Genomic DNA, 14,202 nt, shown 5'->3' on the forward strand with positions numbered 1-14,202 from the left:
ACCTCAGGGGTGCTGGCGATGCCAGAGAGGCCCCGCTCCGGCCCGATCCCCAGCATGTCGAGTGCCAGCGCCGCGAGTTCGAAACTTTTCGCCGATTCCTGCAGCCTGCCCGCCACCCCGGAAAAAGGCTGGTGCAGGATTTGATTGGCAATGCTGGTCATGACGGCGGGTGTCGGGCGCCGCTTTTGCGCGACGCCTTCGCCAAGACGCTGCAGGTCCTGCTCCAGCAGGTCCTCGACGAGGCCGGCCTCCAGATGGAGCGTGACATATCGCAACCGGGTGCCGGCATCGAACCGGTGATCAAGCACCCAATCGTCCCGGCTGACGAACAGACTGCTGCTGGCGCCCGGTACCTGCTCGAACCGATCGCCGCCGATGCCCAGTTCGAATTGCCCTTCGAGCAGCAACGCCAGCTTCAATCCCGGGCCGAGTCGCTCTTGCGCCTGATGCATCTGCTGAAAATGCCTTGCGCCCCCCGCCAGAAATATCCCTGCAGACGGATTGCTAGACCAAAAGCCCGGCGCATATTCGCCGGCACCAGGATGAACGGCCTCCGGGATGTTCCAATGGGTCTGCATAGTGGCGCAGCCTGCCACTATTGCGAGCAAATCGCAATAGTGGCAGGCTGCGAGACGCGATTGTCACAGCGGCCACCCCGCTTTTAGAAAGAAAAGGATGTAACGAGACATTGCGCGCATTTGATCGTAGAAATCAAAATTAGCGCCGCCCCCGGTAAAGCGAGATCGAACCCGTCGGTGTCTGGATTACCCGAACTTCCTCGACGTCGCGAAATCCCGCGGCGACGAGGATCCCGGGGACGCAACCGCGCGCATTCGGTTCCGTGAGGTCGAAGCCGTCGATCATCTGGACCTGCCGAAAAAGGGTGCGCATCAACAGCGTGCGCTGCTCGCCATAGTCGGCGATGAACAATTCGCCCCGGGGTTTCAGAAGCCGCCACATCTGGCGGACGATCGCTTCCTTCACCTCCATCGGACATTGATGGAGAACGAGGCTTGAGACGATCTTGTCGCAGCCGCGCAACGGCTCGAAGGTATCGAGAGCGTCACCCATGGCTTCGAACCATTGCACCGTCTTGTCCGCATCGCGAGCCTTGGCTTTGGCGATTGCCAGCACCGCGGGATCGGGATCGACACCCAGAACGATAGCGTCCGGCGCCACCGCCTTGAGTGCGATGGCGAGCGTGCCAGTCCCGCAGCCGATGTCGACGATCGTTTCACCCGCATGCGGCGCGACGAGCCGCACGAGTTCACTCCTCCATCGCTTCTCCCGCGTCATCAACGCGACGACGGCGTCATAGCGGTCTGTATTTCCGGCCTTTCCCAAGGCGGGGACGAAATCTCGGCTCACATCGGTCATACCCGTTACTTAGCCAAACAGGTAGCTCGGCGCTTGAACGCAGGGGCTAAGCCTTCAGATTCAGATCGCCAGCCCGGATCCCGAACATCGCCTTGATCGTTCGCGCAAAATGGGCGGCATCGGCGAAACCTGCAGCATGGGCCGACCGGGTGATGTTGTATCCCGCGATGAGTGCATCGAATGCAGCCCGCAACCGGCACCACAATATATATCGCTGGAAAGGCATTCCGACTTCCGAGGAAAAGAGGTGCCGAAACCGGCCGATTGAGAGCTGGGTACCTGCACAGACGTCCGCGAGGCGGACGGTGCCATCAGGAAGCAGCCGTTCAATGGCCGAAATGGCATGCGACACGCGCGTATCGATCCGCCGGCCCGCGGACCGGCCGATCGCCTCCTTCCAGAAGGATCGGGTTTTCGCATCAGATATAATATATGCTCTGTCTCGTTCTATACGCTCGCGCAGGGGGGCCGGTAGACTAAAGGAGCCGGTGGGTTCGACGTAGCAGATGTCGGCGGCATGAGCCGGCAGAAGCCGATGCAAGGCATTGGGTTCAATGAGAAGGCAAGTTGCCGATACTTCTTCGCCATCACCGTCGAGCAAGCGGATCGGCACATCGGAAAGCACAGCCTGTGCCGCGAAATGCCGATGCGAGGCGGTGTCGCCAACGCAGCCCGACCACCAGGCAGTCTCGCCTTCAATCCGTAATTTGCCGCGCCAGGATCGATTTGTCATGCCGGTCTATTAGACGGTACAATCCTGATCGTCACGGCCGGTCAGTGGCCGACAGCGGACTGGCAGCTTTTGAGATCGATGCCATCGAAGCCGCCTTTGGATCGGTGACGATGGATCGCTTCGACGCGATCATATTCAACGTAGCCGGGCGCCCCTAGCTCGATCCGTCGCCGTCGCGGTTAGCCGCCGACATAGTGGAGGGTGTGAGCTTGTCAAAAGCGATGCGCATGGCCGGAGATAACCTAAATGCGGGACCTCAAGCTGTCATAACGACAGCTAGAGAGGCTTTCATCTGCGTAAAAATGACGAGTTGCCGCGTCATAATGTCAAGTTGCTGATTGATGCCGCAATCGGTCAACGTGCCATGCGAATCAAACAACTGCTGACTGGAATTTGCCATCACTGCCATTGGCGTGGGCCAACCTCGCAAAGCGTGGGTGACCGATCGTAACGTCGCAAGTGTACTGCCAGCCGCCTGCCAGCCGCCCGCGACTGCGATGAGGCCGACGGCCCGGCCGTCAAAATAGGGCTGCACATCCGACGCGAGATCCTGCGCATAGTCGAGTGCATTTTTGACTACACCCGACACGGTGCCGTGGTAGGCGGGCGACGCGACGATGATACCGTCGGCCTTGCGTAGCGCTTCAGTCAAGGCCTCGGCCTTATCGCATCGATCGCCATGGTGTGGCGCATACAGCGGCAGATTGATCGCATTGCCCGCAAACAGCAATGTCTCCGCGCCTTCAGCTTCGCAACGATCGAGCGCGTGGCGAAGGAGCCGCTCGGCCGATCCGCCGGCGGTTGCGTTGCCGCCAAGCGCGACGATGCGCGGCCGATGCGCGAAAACTGGACGCTCGATCATGGCTTTACCCCTCAATTAAAGGTCACCTGGCTGCCGCCGCGCAAGAAGGCGATGGCATTGCGGCGCAGGTGGTTGGTGCCGGGATTGAGGATCGGCTCTGGCGAATATTGCGCCAGATAGACGCGGCGCATGTTCGGAGTCGAATTCGATCCGGTGGCGTGGAGCGCGAGGCTGGAGAAAGCGACGACGCTGCCCGCGGGTACTTCGAGCGTCACGCCTTCGCTGTCGCCGGTGTAGCCGACGAGGTCGTTGCTGCCAGGCTGGCGACTGTGCGGGACGATGCCCTTCCGCGTTTCGGGGGCCTGCGAGAAGGGCATGATACGCACGGTGCCATTGGCGATCGTCGTATCGTCGAGCGTGCACCAGCAGGTGAGATAGGGCTTGTGATCGACGGGGCCGCCGTTGCCGACGACATAGCCTGAATCCTGATGCCAGCTGAACGGCATGCCTTCGCTGGCGCCCTTCACGACATATTGATCATAGAAGAAATAGGCATCGTCGCCGAGCGTCGCACGGCAGATGTCGGCCATTGTCTCGCTGAACAACATATTGCGCAGATCGGGCTGGCGGCGCTGGCATTCGCCCGCAAAATAACGCTTGCCCTTGTGGCTGATGCCATCGACTTCGACGCCGAGGCTGTCGAGGCGAGCATCCTCGCGGTCGATGACGCGGCCGCATTCGTCGCGCAGCAGATCGAGCAGCGGGCCTTCGAGGATGCGTTCGAAGACCGCATAGCCTTCGGTGGCGAATTGTTCGCGCTGAGCCGCATAATCCATCTTCACTCTCCCGTATCTTTTCGATCTTCACGCATATCGCAGAGGACGGTCATCGCATCCAATCGAATTGCATCCATCGATCATACGTCTATACTATGGCCTATGCGAATGAGACAGGTTGAGGCGTTTCGCGCCGTGATGATGAGCGGGGGCATCACCGCCGCCGCGACGATGCTCAACATCAGCCAGCCGTCGGTGAGTCGGCTGATCGCCGACATGGAGCGTGCGGTCGGATTCCGGCTGTTCGACCGGCGCGGCGCGCGAGTGCATCCAACCGCGCAGGCGCAGGCGCTGTATGAAGCGGTGCGACGCAGCTATGCCGGGCTCGACCTGCTCGATCAGGCCGCGCGGCGTATTCGCGCGCATCCGGTGGGGACGGTGCGGATCGCGGCGCTTGCCGCCATCGCAATGGCCATCTTGCCCGCGGTGATCGCCCGCTTTCGCATCCTGTATCCCGACATCAAGATCATCGTGGAATCGCTGGGCCAGCGCGCGATCGAGGAACGCGTGTTCCTGGGCCAGGCCGATCTGGGCATCGGGGTCGATATGCAGGGGCGCGAAGGCATCAGGGCGACGCCGCTCGCGCGCGCCGAATATGTGTGCATACTGCCCGCCAACCACCCGCTCGCGGCGCGCGATCGGCTGAAGATATCCGATCTGGCAGGCGAGGAATTCGTCGGCCCGATGCACGAAGCCGACGCACTGTGGACCGGGATCGACACCGCGCTGGAAGAATCGGGCATCAGCGTATCGCGGCGGCTGGAGACGCAGCATTCGCAGATATTATATGCCTTTGTCGAAGCTGGGCTGGGCGTCACGATCGCCGAGCCGTTCAGCGCACCGCGCTTTCACCGGCTGGGCGTCGCGGTACGGCCAATCTCGCCGCCGGTGTATCTGGATTTCGCGCTGCTCGAGCCCGACATCGGGCCGACGCCCGAGATTGTCGCGTGGCTGAACGCCGATGTGCAGCGCGAGACGGCGGCATGTCTGGCGCATGTGCAGCAGGTGGTTTCGTCGAAATAGGCGGTGTCGCTGTTGTCCGTTTTGGGCGGTCAGCGGACATAGGGTGTTAGGGGCTTGCCGTCCCATTCAGCTTTGCTGGTAAAGGGCCACACGCTGAGATCGCCATGAGCATCCATCGCCGCGTCGACCTTGGCGTTTCGTGATTTGATCAGGCGATCGATCGGGCTTAACAAACCCAAAGAAAGCGGCACTAGCGCTCCTAGGCCTTCGATACGAATGAAATTGTCCTCCGGCCACTCGTAGGACAGGTCGGTCCTCAAATACGCTTCGTATCGGCTAAAAAGCGATATTTCTTCGCATGTGGCAGCATCCTTGCCGACCATGCGTCGAGGCTTATGATCGTCGTAGTGCAGCCACAGCATCGATCCGATGGCTTCGATTGCGCGATCTTCGGCGCTGGTCGGCCATTCAGATTCCAAGTCGTCGCTGTCTATTTCGCCACGTGCGAAGCGCACGATCATGGAAGCCGCTCGCTCTCTTTTTTGTCGGTCGATCATGCCAGCATAATGCGCCGTTCGTTTATGACTGCAACCGGTCGTTAGCAGCCACTCGCCCAAGTCATAGCATTTGGACATAACAGACCGACATTTCTCGATTAGACTGCAATGATTTTGGCGCGCATCCCTAGTTTGGCTGATGGGCAATGGCGCCGATTGGCCGATTCGTGGCTGTGGACGACATCCGTTCGCGGCCTGATGTCGAAGCGGGCGAATGATCCGTCACGACAGGGGGAAGGGTTGCTGATGACGAGGCCGACGCGCATGCCAGAGCATTTCGCCAGCTTCTCGCGCTGTCCTGTAAGCCATAGCATTCGGATATGGCATCACGACCTTTCTCTATTGGACCACAAAAATAATTGCGCGCATGGGTCGGCTCTACATTATCAATAAAATTGATTGAGATACCGATTTAGCAGTGCATCAAGGGAGGATCTGAAGATGGTTTCGTCGAAAGCCAAAGCGTATCTGACACTTACAACGGCATTGGGCATGGCGCTGTTCGCCGCCCCCGCCGCCGCACAAGACGCCGCAGCACAAGCCCCGGCCGAAACCAATGCGCCTTTCGCCTCCACCGACATCATCGTCACCGCGCAGAAGCGCGAACAGAATCTGCAGGATGTGCCGGTCGCAATCTCGGTCGTGTCGGGCGCGCAGCTCGAGCGTTCGAACGTCAATTCGGCCGAACAGCTTTTCCAGCGCGTCCCCACGCTGACCTTTCGCAAGGGCAACACCAACAAGGATTCGGCGCTGTCGATCCGCGGCGTCGGCACGATCAGCTTCTCGTCGGGCGTCGAACCGTCGGTATCGACGGTTATCGACGGCGTCGTCTATGCACGCACCGGCCAGCAGACGTCGGACTTCCTCGACGTCGAGCGCATCGAAGTGCTGCGCGGCCCACAGGGCAGCCTGTTCGGCAAGAATGCCAGCGCCGGCGTGATCAATATCGTGTCGCGCGAGCCGGGTAATGAGCTGGGCGGTTATGTCGATGCGGCCTGGTATGAGGGCAATGAAATGCGCCTCCGCGGCAGCATCGGCGGCCCGATCGGCGATGGCATCCGCGCGTCGCTGACCGGTTTCTGGTCGCAATATGACGGCAACGCCCGCAACGTCTTCAACAACCACAAGGTCAACGGGTACGAACATTGGGGCGTACGCGGCAAGCTGATCGCCGAGCCGACCGACAACCTCAAGATCACGCTGATCGCCGATTATTCGAAGAACAGCGACAATGGCTTTGCCGACAGCATCGGCACCGTTTTCCCGTCGGCGTTCAACAATGCGGTGTTCATCCCCAGCCTCGCGCCGCTGACGCTCGACGGCAAGAACAAGGATATCGACAACGACCTCGACCCCTACACCAAGGACAAGAACAGCGGCGTGTCGGGGCAGATCGACCTCGACCTTGGCGGGGTCACGCTGACCTCGATCACCGCATATCGTCACTGGTATAATTTCCAGCAGCGCGACGGCGATTTCCGGTCGGATGCACCGCGTTACGTCAACACCGGCACTGCGGCGGGCGATGTCCGTTCGCACGATCGCGGCGATTTGAAGTTCGACCAGTTCACGCAGGAACTGCGCATCGCGTCGGCCAATCCGCAATTTTTCGAATATGTTGCGGGGCTTTATTATTATCACACGAAGGAAGTCGATTTCTTCAACCGGACGGTCACGAGCTGCACCGCGTCGACGCTGCCGACCGTCGGCGGATTGACCCCCTGCACCGCCGGATCGTCGACCTATGTGACCAACGAGGGCAACGCCGATTTCACGACCAAGCTCACCAGCTATTCGGCGTTCGGCCAAGCGACGCTGAACTTTACCGATGCGTTCCGCGGTATCGTCGGCCTGCGCCATACCAATGACAAGGTCAGCTATGACTTTGCGCGCCGATCGACATCGCTCGCCGCCTTCTCCGGCGTGAACCCGGCCTTCGCCTCGGCCGGCTCGATCAAGGACACTGGCTGGTCGGGCAATGCCGGCCTGCAATATGACCTGACCGACGATGTCGTCGCCTATACGACCTACACCCGCGGCTATAAGGGTCCGGCGCTCAACGTGTTCTTCAACATGCTGGCGCGCGACACGGGCCGCATCGATCCTGAAAAGTCGGATGCCTATGAAGTGGGCCTCAAGACCCGGCTGTTCGATCGCCGCCTGACGCTGAACATCGCAGGCTTTTATGCGAAATATGACAATTATCAGGCGAACTTCCTCGACCTCGTCGCCGGGCAGGTCGTCACGCGTCTGACCAATGCGGGCACGGTGTCCACGCGCGGCATCGAAATGGATTTCAACGCCGCAATCACCGACGATTTCTCGCTGTCGGGCGGCTTCAACTACACCGACGCGCATATCAACCAGTTCATCTGTCCGTCGGGCGCGGCGGTGACCTGTGCCGATGCGATCAACGGCAAGCCGCTGCCCTTTGCCCCGAAATATAAGGGCACGGTAACGGTGGACTGGCGCCTGCCGCTGAACATCGACGGGTTCAACGTCGATCTGAACAGCTCGCTGGTTTACCAGAGCCGCACCCAGTTCGACATCAACCAGAACCCCAACGCCTTCCAGAGCGCCTATGCAATCTGGGATGCCGGGATCAAGGTGAGTACCGACGACGACAAATACAGCCTGTCGTTCATCGCCAAGAACCTGACCGACAAGCAATTCGTGATCCAGCGCATCCCGAACGGGACCAGCTTCATGCGCCAGATCACGCCGCGCGACGCCGAGCGTTATTTCGGGGTCACCGCACGGATGAATTTCTGACGAACCCCCTGCCCCGCCGCGTCCCGTCCACGATGCGACGGGGAATCTCCTTGGCCAATCAAGGGCGCGATGTTTCAATCGTCACCCCGGACTTGATCCGGGGCCTGCCTTCCCGAAAAAAAGGCGGGTGCCGGGTCAAGCCCGGCATGACGATGACGATATGAAAAGGATCCTCCCCCATGGCGCTTGATGCGCGCGACACCGGCTTTGCACTCCGTCTTGGCGGACAGGTGATCCTTTCGCATCAGAGCGGAGCGCCCTGTTTCTTTGTCGGGCGTGGCGAAGCGCATGTCCATTCGAAGCTGGGCCATTTCGATGTTTCGCAAGATGTGATCGAGCGGATTGCGCTGGAGCATGTCGAGGTCGACGGGCCTGTCATGCGTTTCGCCGCGGCGGCGGGTTCGCCCTGGCTGCTCGAAGCGCGCGTTGCGGGCGATGGCGACGATGCGGCGATCGCGCTGAAGACGCTCGACCCGGCGCTCAACCGGCTATGGCTGCGCGTGCCCGCTGACGCGGGCGAGCATGTGTGGGGCGGCGGCGAGCAATTCTCCTATTTCGACCTGCGCGGACGGCATGTCCCTTTATGGTCGAGCGAGCCCGGCGTCGGGCGCGATGCCTCGTCGGAGCTGTTCCGGCAGGTCGAGGCGCACCGCAAGGGCGGCGGCGGCAGCCCGACGCACACCAATTATCCGCAGCCGACGTTCGTGAGTTCGCGACGCTATGCGCTGCATGTCGACAGCTTTGCCTATTCCGCGTTCGATTTCCGTGCGGCGGATTATCACGAGGTCGAGGTATGGGAGATTCCCGCGAGAATCGAACTGTGGGCGCGGCCGCATTTTACCCAGCTGGTCTCGGCACTGTCGGCGCGCTTCGGGCGCCAGCCGCCGCTGCCCGAATGGCTCCTGAAAGGTGCGGTCATCGGCCTGAAGGATGGCGACAACAGCTTTGCGCGGCTCAAGGCCTATGAGGATGCCGGCGTCGCGGTGTCAGGGCTGTGGTGCGAAGATTGGGTTGGGCTGCGCATAACGAGCTTCGGCAACCGGCTGTTCTGGGACTGGCAGTGGAATGCCGAGCGCTATCCCGAATTGCCGGCGCGGATCGCAGAATTGCGCGAACGCGGGATTCGCTTCCTTGGTTATGTGAACCCTTATCTGGCAGTCGATGGTCCGCTCTATGCGGAGGCGGCGGCGCAGGGATTTATGGTGATGCGTCCGGACAAGGACGAGCCCTATATCATCGACTTTGGCGAGTTCGATTGCGGACATGTCGACTTCACCAATCCGGCGGCGGCGGCGTGGTTCGCCGATACGATCATCGGCGAGAAGATGATCGATTTCGGGCTGTCGGGCTGGATGGCCGACTTCGGCGAATATCTGCCGGTCGATGTTCGGCTGGCGAATGGCGAGAGCGGGATGACCGCGCACAATCGCTGGCCCGCGCTGTGGGGCGGGGTCAACGCGCAGGGGATCGCGGGACGCGGCCAGACGGGCGAGATGATGGTGTTCATGCGATCGGGCGCAGCCGGGGTGCAAGGCGATTGCCCGATGCTGTGGGCGGGCGACCAGTCGGTCGATTTTTCGCGCCACGACGGGATCGGCACGGTGATCTGCGCCGCGCTGTCGGCGGGGATGCTGGGCAATGCGCATCATCACAGCGATTGCGGCGGCTATACCAGCCTGTTCGACACCATACGCGACGCCGAACTGGCGATGCGCTGGGCCGAGATGTCAGCGTTCACCTCGATGATCCGCACGCATGAGGGCAACCGGCCGCGGCAGAATGTGCAATATGACGACGATCCCGAATTGCTCGCGCATTTTGCGAAGATGACGCGAATTTATGCGCATCTCGCGCCCTATCTGCGGCGGCTGTCGCTGGAGGCTTCGCAGACCGGATTGCCGGTGCAGCGGCCATTGTTCCTGCATTTCGAGGAGGATGCGGAGACCTATGCGATCCAGACCTCCTATCTGCTCGGTCCCGATCTGCTCGTCGCGCCGGTGATTGCGGCGGGGAAAAGCGAATGGACGACCTATCTGCCGGAGGGGGCCGATTGGGTCCATGTCTGGTCGGGGGTGCGCCATGACGGCGGGCAGCATGTGACGGTCGCGGCGCCCTTTGGTGAGCCGCCGGTTTTCTATCGCGCGGGTTCGGGTGATAGCGCGCTGTTCGCGGGGATCGCGTCGGCCTGACCCACCGCTTTCAGAACATCGACGAACGCGGCGACGAGCGCGCTGCGGCTGCGGTTGCGCAGGAGATGGATGGCGTCGCGGGTGACTTCGGACGGCGGGAGCGCGATCATCGCGAGGCCGCTGCGAAGCGCGAGCCGTTGCGGCACGACGGTGATCGCGCGTCCGCTCGCCGCCATGTCGAGGCAGGCGGCGGTGGAATCCAGTTCATAGTCAGGGAACTGCCCGGCGGCGAAGCGGGCGCGGAGCGCGCGCGGAAAATTGCTGCCCGGTGCCGGACGCGGCAGCGCCCAGGGGAAATCGGCGCTGTCGCCCTGCCCCTTCGCGAGCGGGTGGTCGGCCGCGCAGACGAGCATGAGCGGTTCGGGCGGCAACGGGATGCTGAGCACCTCGTCGGCATGGCCCGACGCCGCGAACTTCGCCCGGTTGCACACGACCAGATCGAGCCGCCGGTCGATCAGCGTTTCGAGCAATTGGTCCGATGGCCCGCCGGTCACCGTCACCCGCACCCCGGGATGATCGACCGCGAAGCGCGCCACCGCGTCGGTGATGAGCGGCTGCAGCGGATAAGGCCCGCTGCCGACCGCGACCGTGCCGCTGCTGGGATGGCCGAGGCCACGCGCTTCCTGTTCGAGGTTCGCCGCCGCAGCGATGACGTCGCGGGCGGAACGGATCAGGCGGTCGGCGTCCGGGGTCGGGTGAACATAATGGGTGGTGCGGTCGAACAGCAGCGCCCCCATTTCCTCTTCGAGCTTCTGGATCGAGCGCGTCAGCGCCGATTGCGTAAGGCCAAGCTCGTCGGCGGCACGGGCATAGCTGGCCAGGCGGTAGAGCGTGTCAAAATGGCGGAGGCGGCGGAGGTTCATGCTGCGCAGCATATCATTCCTGTTTTGCAATACCAATGCCGCCGTGATGCGCATAGCGTGAAGCCATGAGCAGCACCCAACTCGACGCGCGGCGGCGTACACAGGTCTTCGCCGAACTGGAATCGCGGACGTTCGATCTGGCGGTGATCGGCGGCGGGATCACCGGCGCGGGAATCGCGCGCGATGCGGCGATGCGCGGGCTGTCGGTCGCGCTGGTCGAAGCGCGCGACTATGCCAGCGGGACGAGCAGCCGAAGCTCGAAGATGATCCACGGCGGGCTGCGTTACCTGGCGCAAGGCGATATCGCGCTGGTCAAGGAAGCGGCGTCGGAGCGGCAGATACTGCGGCGGATCGCGCCGCATCTGACGCGGCTGACGCCCTTTCTGATCCCGACCACGAACATGGCGATGACCGCGAAATTGCGGACGGGGCTGTGGACCTTCGAGAAGCTGGGCGGGGTGCCCGAAGCCGAGAAGCATGAGGTCATCGGGCTGGTGGAGTTGCAGGTGCGCGAGCCGTTGATGCGCACCGACAAGCTCAATGGGGCGGTGCTATACCCCGAGTTTCTGACCGACGATGCGCGGTTGGTGCTCGCGAATATCCGTAGCGCGCAGGGCGCGGGCGCGGTGGTGGTCAACCATGCGGCGGCGTCGGAACTGACGGAGGGCGGGCTGGTCGCGACGTCGACGCTGGACGATGGTCTGGGCGCGCGGATCAAGGCGAAGCTGGTGGTGAACGCCGCGGGCGCGTGGGTCGATCAGGTGCGCGGGCTGGAAGCGGACGAAGGCGACGCGCGCATGTCGCTGAGCCGCGGTATCCATCTGGTGCTGCCGCGCGAGCGGCTGCCGATCCATTCCACGATCATCATCCGCGCGCCCGACAAGCGCAGCATTTTCGCGGTGCCGCGCGGGGTGTTCACGTACATCGGCACGACCGACGTGTTCCACGACGGCGCCGATTACTGGCCCGCACCGACGCGGGGCGACATCGACTATCTGCTGCGCGCGACCGAGGCGGCGCTGGCCATCGATCCGATCCGCGACGCCGAGATCGTGTCTTTGTGGTCGGGGGTGCGCCCGCTGATCGCCCAGCCAGGCAAGAAGGCGAACGAGGTGTCGCGCAAGGACGAGATCTGGATCTCGCCCGGCGGGCTGGTGTCGATCGCGGGAGGCAAGCTCAGCGCCTATCGCGCGATGGCCGAACGCGTCGTCGATCTGGTGGTTGAGCGGCTGAACGTCATGGCAGCGCCCTGCTCGACGGCCGAGGTTCCGCTGCCCGGAGGATCGCGCGAGGTGCGGCTCGCCGGGCTTGATCCGCTGGCTGCCGAGCGGCTGACGGGGCTCTATGGTGACGAGGCGAACGAGATTGCTATCGCGGGCGGCGACGTTGCTGCGGAAGCCGCGCGCGCGGTGACGCATGAGGGCGCGTCGACGCTGGAGGATTATTGGGTGCGGCGAAGCGCACGTGCCTGGTTCGACGATGGTGCAGGCCTTGCCGCGCTGGCCCCTGCCGCTGGCGCGATGGGCGCGCTGCTCGGCTGGGACGACGCCATGAAGGCGAACCAGATCGCGCATTGCCTTCAGATCAATGAGGAAAGCCGCAGGCTTTTGGGAGAGTGAAATGAGTTCGATTGCCGAAGCCCTTGCCAGCCTTATCGGCGCCGATCGCGTGGCGAGCGATGCGGAGGCGGTAAATGCGCGCCGCTACGACCAGTGGGCGGTCAAACATCTGCGCGATTGGCGCGGCGAAGCGGTGCCCGCGCCGGCATGCGTCGTGCGACCGCAGTCGGTCGAAGATGTCCAGAGGGTTGTGAAGCTCGCCGCCGAGAAGCGCGTGCCGCTGATCCCCTATGGCCTTGGCAGCGGGGTGTGCGGCGGGATCGAGCCGACGCCCGATGCGATCCTGCTCGATATGAGTTCGATGAACCGCGTCCGCTATATCGACAATGACGATCTCCTCGCGAGCTTCGATGCGGGGCTGAACGGCATGGAGGCCGAGGAGGCGGTCGCGGCGCACGGACTGACGATCGGGCATTGGCCGCAGTCGATCGCGATCAGCAGCGTCGGCGGCTGGGTCGCGACGCGCGCATCGGGGCAATTCTCGACCGCTTACGGCAATATCGAGGATATCATCCATTCGATCGAGGCGGTGCTGCCGAACGGCGAGCTGGTGACGCTGGGCAAGGCCGTGCGCGCCGCCGCCGGACCCGATCTGCGCCACCTGCTGATGGGCGCCGAAGGGACGATGGGCGTCATCACCGGCGTGACCTTCTCGCTGCGCGCGAAGGCGCCGCACCGCGATTACAGCATCTTCTATGCGAACGACATGCGCGCGGGGTTCGAAGCGCAGCGGCAGATCATGCGCGCCGACTGGCGTCCGCCGGTGATGCGCCAATATGACGGGCGCGAAGTGCGGCGGCTGTTCCGCGACTATGAGCGTGACGGCAAAGCGATGCTGCTGATGGTGCATGAAGGGCCGAAAGCCCGTGTCGACGCCGAACTGGCCGCGATGCACGAGATTTGCGGCGCTGCGGGCCTCGAAGCGGGCGATCCGAAGGCAGCGAAACAGTGGATCGAAAAGCGTAACCATGTGCCGAGCTGGCGCGACATGTTCGAGCGCGGCTATGTCGCCGACACGGTCGAGATTTCGGGGCGCTGGAGCGAGATCGGCGCAATCTATGACGACAGCATCGCGGCGCTGAACGAGATTCCGGGCGTGATCAACGCGTCGGCGCACAGCAGCCACGTCTATCGCTCGGGCATCAACCTCTATTTCAGCTTCGCCGCGACGTTTGAGGACAGTGCGAAGATGGAGCCCGCCTATTTCGCCGGCTGGCGCGCGATCATGGAGGCGACCGCGAAGCATGGCGGCGGGGTTGCGCATCACCATGGCGCGGGGCGGCTGCGCAAGCCGTATCTGCACCATGATCTGGGTGAGAGCGGCGTGGCGTTGCTGCGGCGGGTGAAACAGGCTCTCGATCCGGACGGGATCATGAACCCGGGGAATTTGATACCCGATGTTTGAAAACGCCGACATTGCGAGCAGCAAAGCCGCGCGGCAATCCAGAGCAGGCGTAAACCGCTCTGGATTGTTTCGCTTCGCTCGCAATG

12 protein-coding genes are annotated in these 14,202 nt (G+C 62.8%); 5 read left to right on the forward strand and 7 right to left on the reverse strand.

The window, feature by feature from the left end; genetic code table 11:
- From ACSYDV_RS00005 to ACSYDV_RS00025, 5 genes are all read right to left on the reverse strand, one after another.
- A partial coding sequence (locus ACSYDV_RS00005) for a hypothetical protein (protein ID WP_438321682.1) occupies positions 1-578 on the reverse strand: 578 nt, incomplete at its 3' end.
- 139 nt (positions 579-717) lie between these two features.
- Positions 718-1,377 carry a class I SAM-dependent methyltransferase gene (locus ACSYDV_RS00010; protein ID WP_438321683.1) on the reverse strand — a complete coding sequence of 220 codons (660 nt, stop codon included), beginning with the start codon at positions 1,375-1,377 and terminating at the stop codon, positions 718-720.
- A 46-nt stretch (positions 1,378-1,423) separates the two neighbouring features.
- Positions 1,424-2,110, reverse strand: a complete 687-nt coding sequence (locus ACSYDV_RS00015; RefSeq protein WP_438321684.1) for a helix-turn-helix domain-containing protein — start codon at positions 2,108-2,110, stop codon at positions 1,424-1,426.
- A gap of 256 nt (positions 2,111-2,366) precedes the next feature.
- Positions 2,367-2,972, reverse strand: a complete 606-nt coding sequence (locus tag ACSYDV_RS00020; protein ID WP_438321685.1) for an NADPH-dependent FMN reductase — start codon at positions 2,970-2,972, stop codon at positions 2,367-2,369.
- Between the two features lie 11 nt (positions 2,973-2,983).
- Complete coding sequence (locus tag ACSYDV_RS00025) at positions 2,984-3,748, reverse strand: phytanoyl-CoA dioxygenase family protein (RefSeq protein ID WP_438321686.1); 765 nt, start codon at positions 3,746-3,748, stop codon at positions 2,984-2,986.
- Between the two features lie 108 nt (positions 3,749-3,856).
- Between ACSYDV_RS00025 and ACSYDV_RS00030 the strand changes: the two genes are divergently transcribed.
- Complete coding sequence (locus tag ACSYDV_RS00030; protein WP_438321687.1) at positions 3,857-4,771, forward strand: LysR substrate-binding domain-containing protein; 915 nt, start codon at positions 3,857-3,859, stop codon at positions 4,769-4,771.
- A 29-nt stretch (positions 4,772-4,800) separates the two neighbouring features.
- Here the strand turns inward: ACSYDV_RS00030 and ACSYDV_RS00035 are convergent, their stop codons facing one another.
- Positions 4,801-5,232, reverse strand: a complete 432-nt coding sequence (locus tag ACSYDV_RS00035) for a hypothetical protein (RefSeq protein WP_438321689.1) — start codon at positions 5,230-5,232, stop codon at positions 4,801-4,803.
- 477 nt (positions 5,233-5,709) lie between these two features.
- Here ACSYDV_RS00035 and ACSYDV_RS00040 point away from each other — a divergent pair, with 477 nt between their 5' ends.
- Entirely contained in the window at positions 5,710-8,040 is a 2,331-nt protein-coding gene (locus tag ACSYDV_RS00040) for a TonB-dependent receptor (protein ID WP_438321690.1), read from the forward strand.
- 179 nt (positions 8,041-8,219) lie between these two features.
- Complete coding sequence (locus ACSYDV_RS00045; protein WP_438321691.1) at positions 8,220-10,229, forward strand: alpha-glucosidase; 2,010 nt, start codon at positions 8,220-8,222, stop codon at positions 10,227-10,229.
- Here ACSYDV_RS00045 and ACSYDV_RS00050 read toward each other — a convergent pair.
- On the reverse strand, positions 10,175-11,104 hold the full coding sequence (locus tag ACSYDV_RS00050) for a LysR family transcriptional regulator (RefSeq protein WP_438321692.1): 930 nt from the start codon (positions 11,102-11,104) through the stop codon (positions 10,175-10,177). The two genes, ACSYDV_RS00045 and ACSYDV_RS00050, sit on opposite strands and share 55 nt — an antisense overlap.
- A 53-nt stretch (positions 11,105-11,157) precedes the next feature.
- Here ACSYDV_RS00050 and ACSYDV_RS00055 point away from each other — a divergent pair, with 53 nt between their 5' ends.
- Positions 11,158-12,711, forward strand: a complete 1,554-nt coding sequence (locus ACSYDV_RS00055; RefSeq protein ID WP_438321693.1) for a glycerol-3-phosphate dehydrogenase/oxidase — start codon at positions 11,158-11,160, stop codon at positions 12,709-12,711.
- A gap of 1 nt (position 12,712) precedes the next feature.
- Positions 12,713-14,116, forward strand: a complete 1,404-nt coding sequence (locus ACSYDV_RS00060) for an FAD-binding oxidoreductase (protein ID WP_438321694.1) — start codon at positions 12,713-12,715, stop codon at positions 14,114-14,116.
- Positions 14,117-14,202: the final 86 nt, after the last annotated feature.

Source organism: Sphingopyxis selenitireducens (assembly GCF_051550705.1).
Lineage (GTDB): Bacteria > Pseudomonadota > Alphaproteobacteria > Sphingomonadales > Sphingomonadaceae > Sphingopyxis.

Bases quoted from the DNA above. Each gene is read 5' to 3' on its own strand.
- ACSYDV_RS00025 (WP_438321686.1), bottom strand. From the start codon at position 3,748: ATGGATTATGCGGCTCAGCGCGAACAATTCGCCACCGAAGGCTATGCG.
- ACSYDV_RS00015 (WP_438321684.1), bottom strand. From the start codon at position 2,110: ATGACAAATCGATCCTGGCGCGGCAAATTACGGATTGAAGGCGAGACT.
- ACSYDV_RS00030 (WP_438321687.1), top strand. From the start codon at position 3,857: ATGAGACAGGTTGAGGCGTTTCGCGCCGTGATGATGAGCGGGGGCATC.
- ACSYDV_RS00050 (WP_438321692.1), bottom strand. From the start codon at position 11,104: ATGCTGCGCAGCATGAACCTCCGCCGCCTCCGCCATTTTGACACGCTC.
- ACSYDV_RS00040 (WP_438321690.1), top strand. From the start codon at position 5,710: ATGGTTTCGTCGAAAGCCAAAGCGTATCTGACACTTACAACGGCATTG.
- ACSYDV_RS00060 (WP_438321694.1), top strand. From the start codon at position 12,713: ATGAGTTCGATTGCCGAAGCCCTTGCCAGCCTTATCGGCGCCGATCGC.
- ACSYDV_RS00055 (WP_438321693.1), top strand. From the start codon at position 11,158: ATGAGCAGCACCCAACTCGACGCGCGGCGGCGTACACAGGTCTTCGCC.
- ACSYDV_RS00010 (WP_438321683.1), bottom strand. From the start codon at position 1,377: ATGACCGATGTGAGCCGAGATTTCGTCCCCGCCTTGGGAAAGGCCGGA.
- ACSYDV_RS00045 (WP_438321691.1), top strand. From the start codon at position 8,220: ATGGCGCTTGATGCGCGCGACACCGGCTTTGCACTCCGTCTTGGCGGA.
- ACSYDV_RS00020 (WP_438321685.1), bottom strand. From the start codon at position 2,972: ATGATCGAGCGTCCAGTTTTCGCGCATCGGCCGCGCATCGTCGCGCTT.
- ACSYDV_RS00035 (WP_438321689.1), bottom strand. From the start codon at position 5,232: ATGATCGTGCGCTTCGCACGTGGCGAAATAGACAGCGACGACTTGGAA.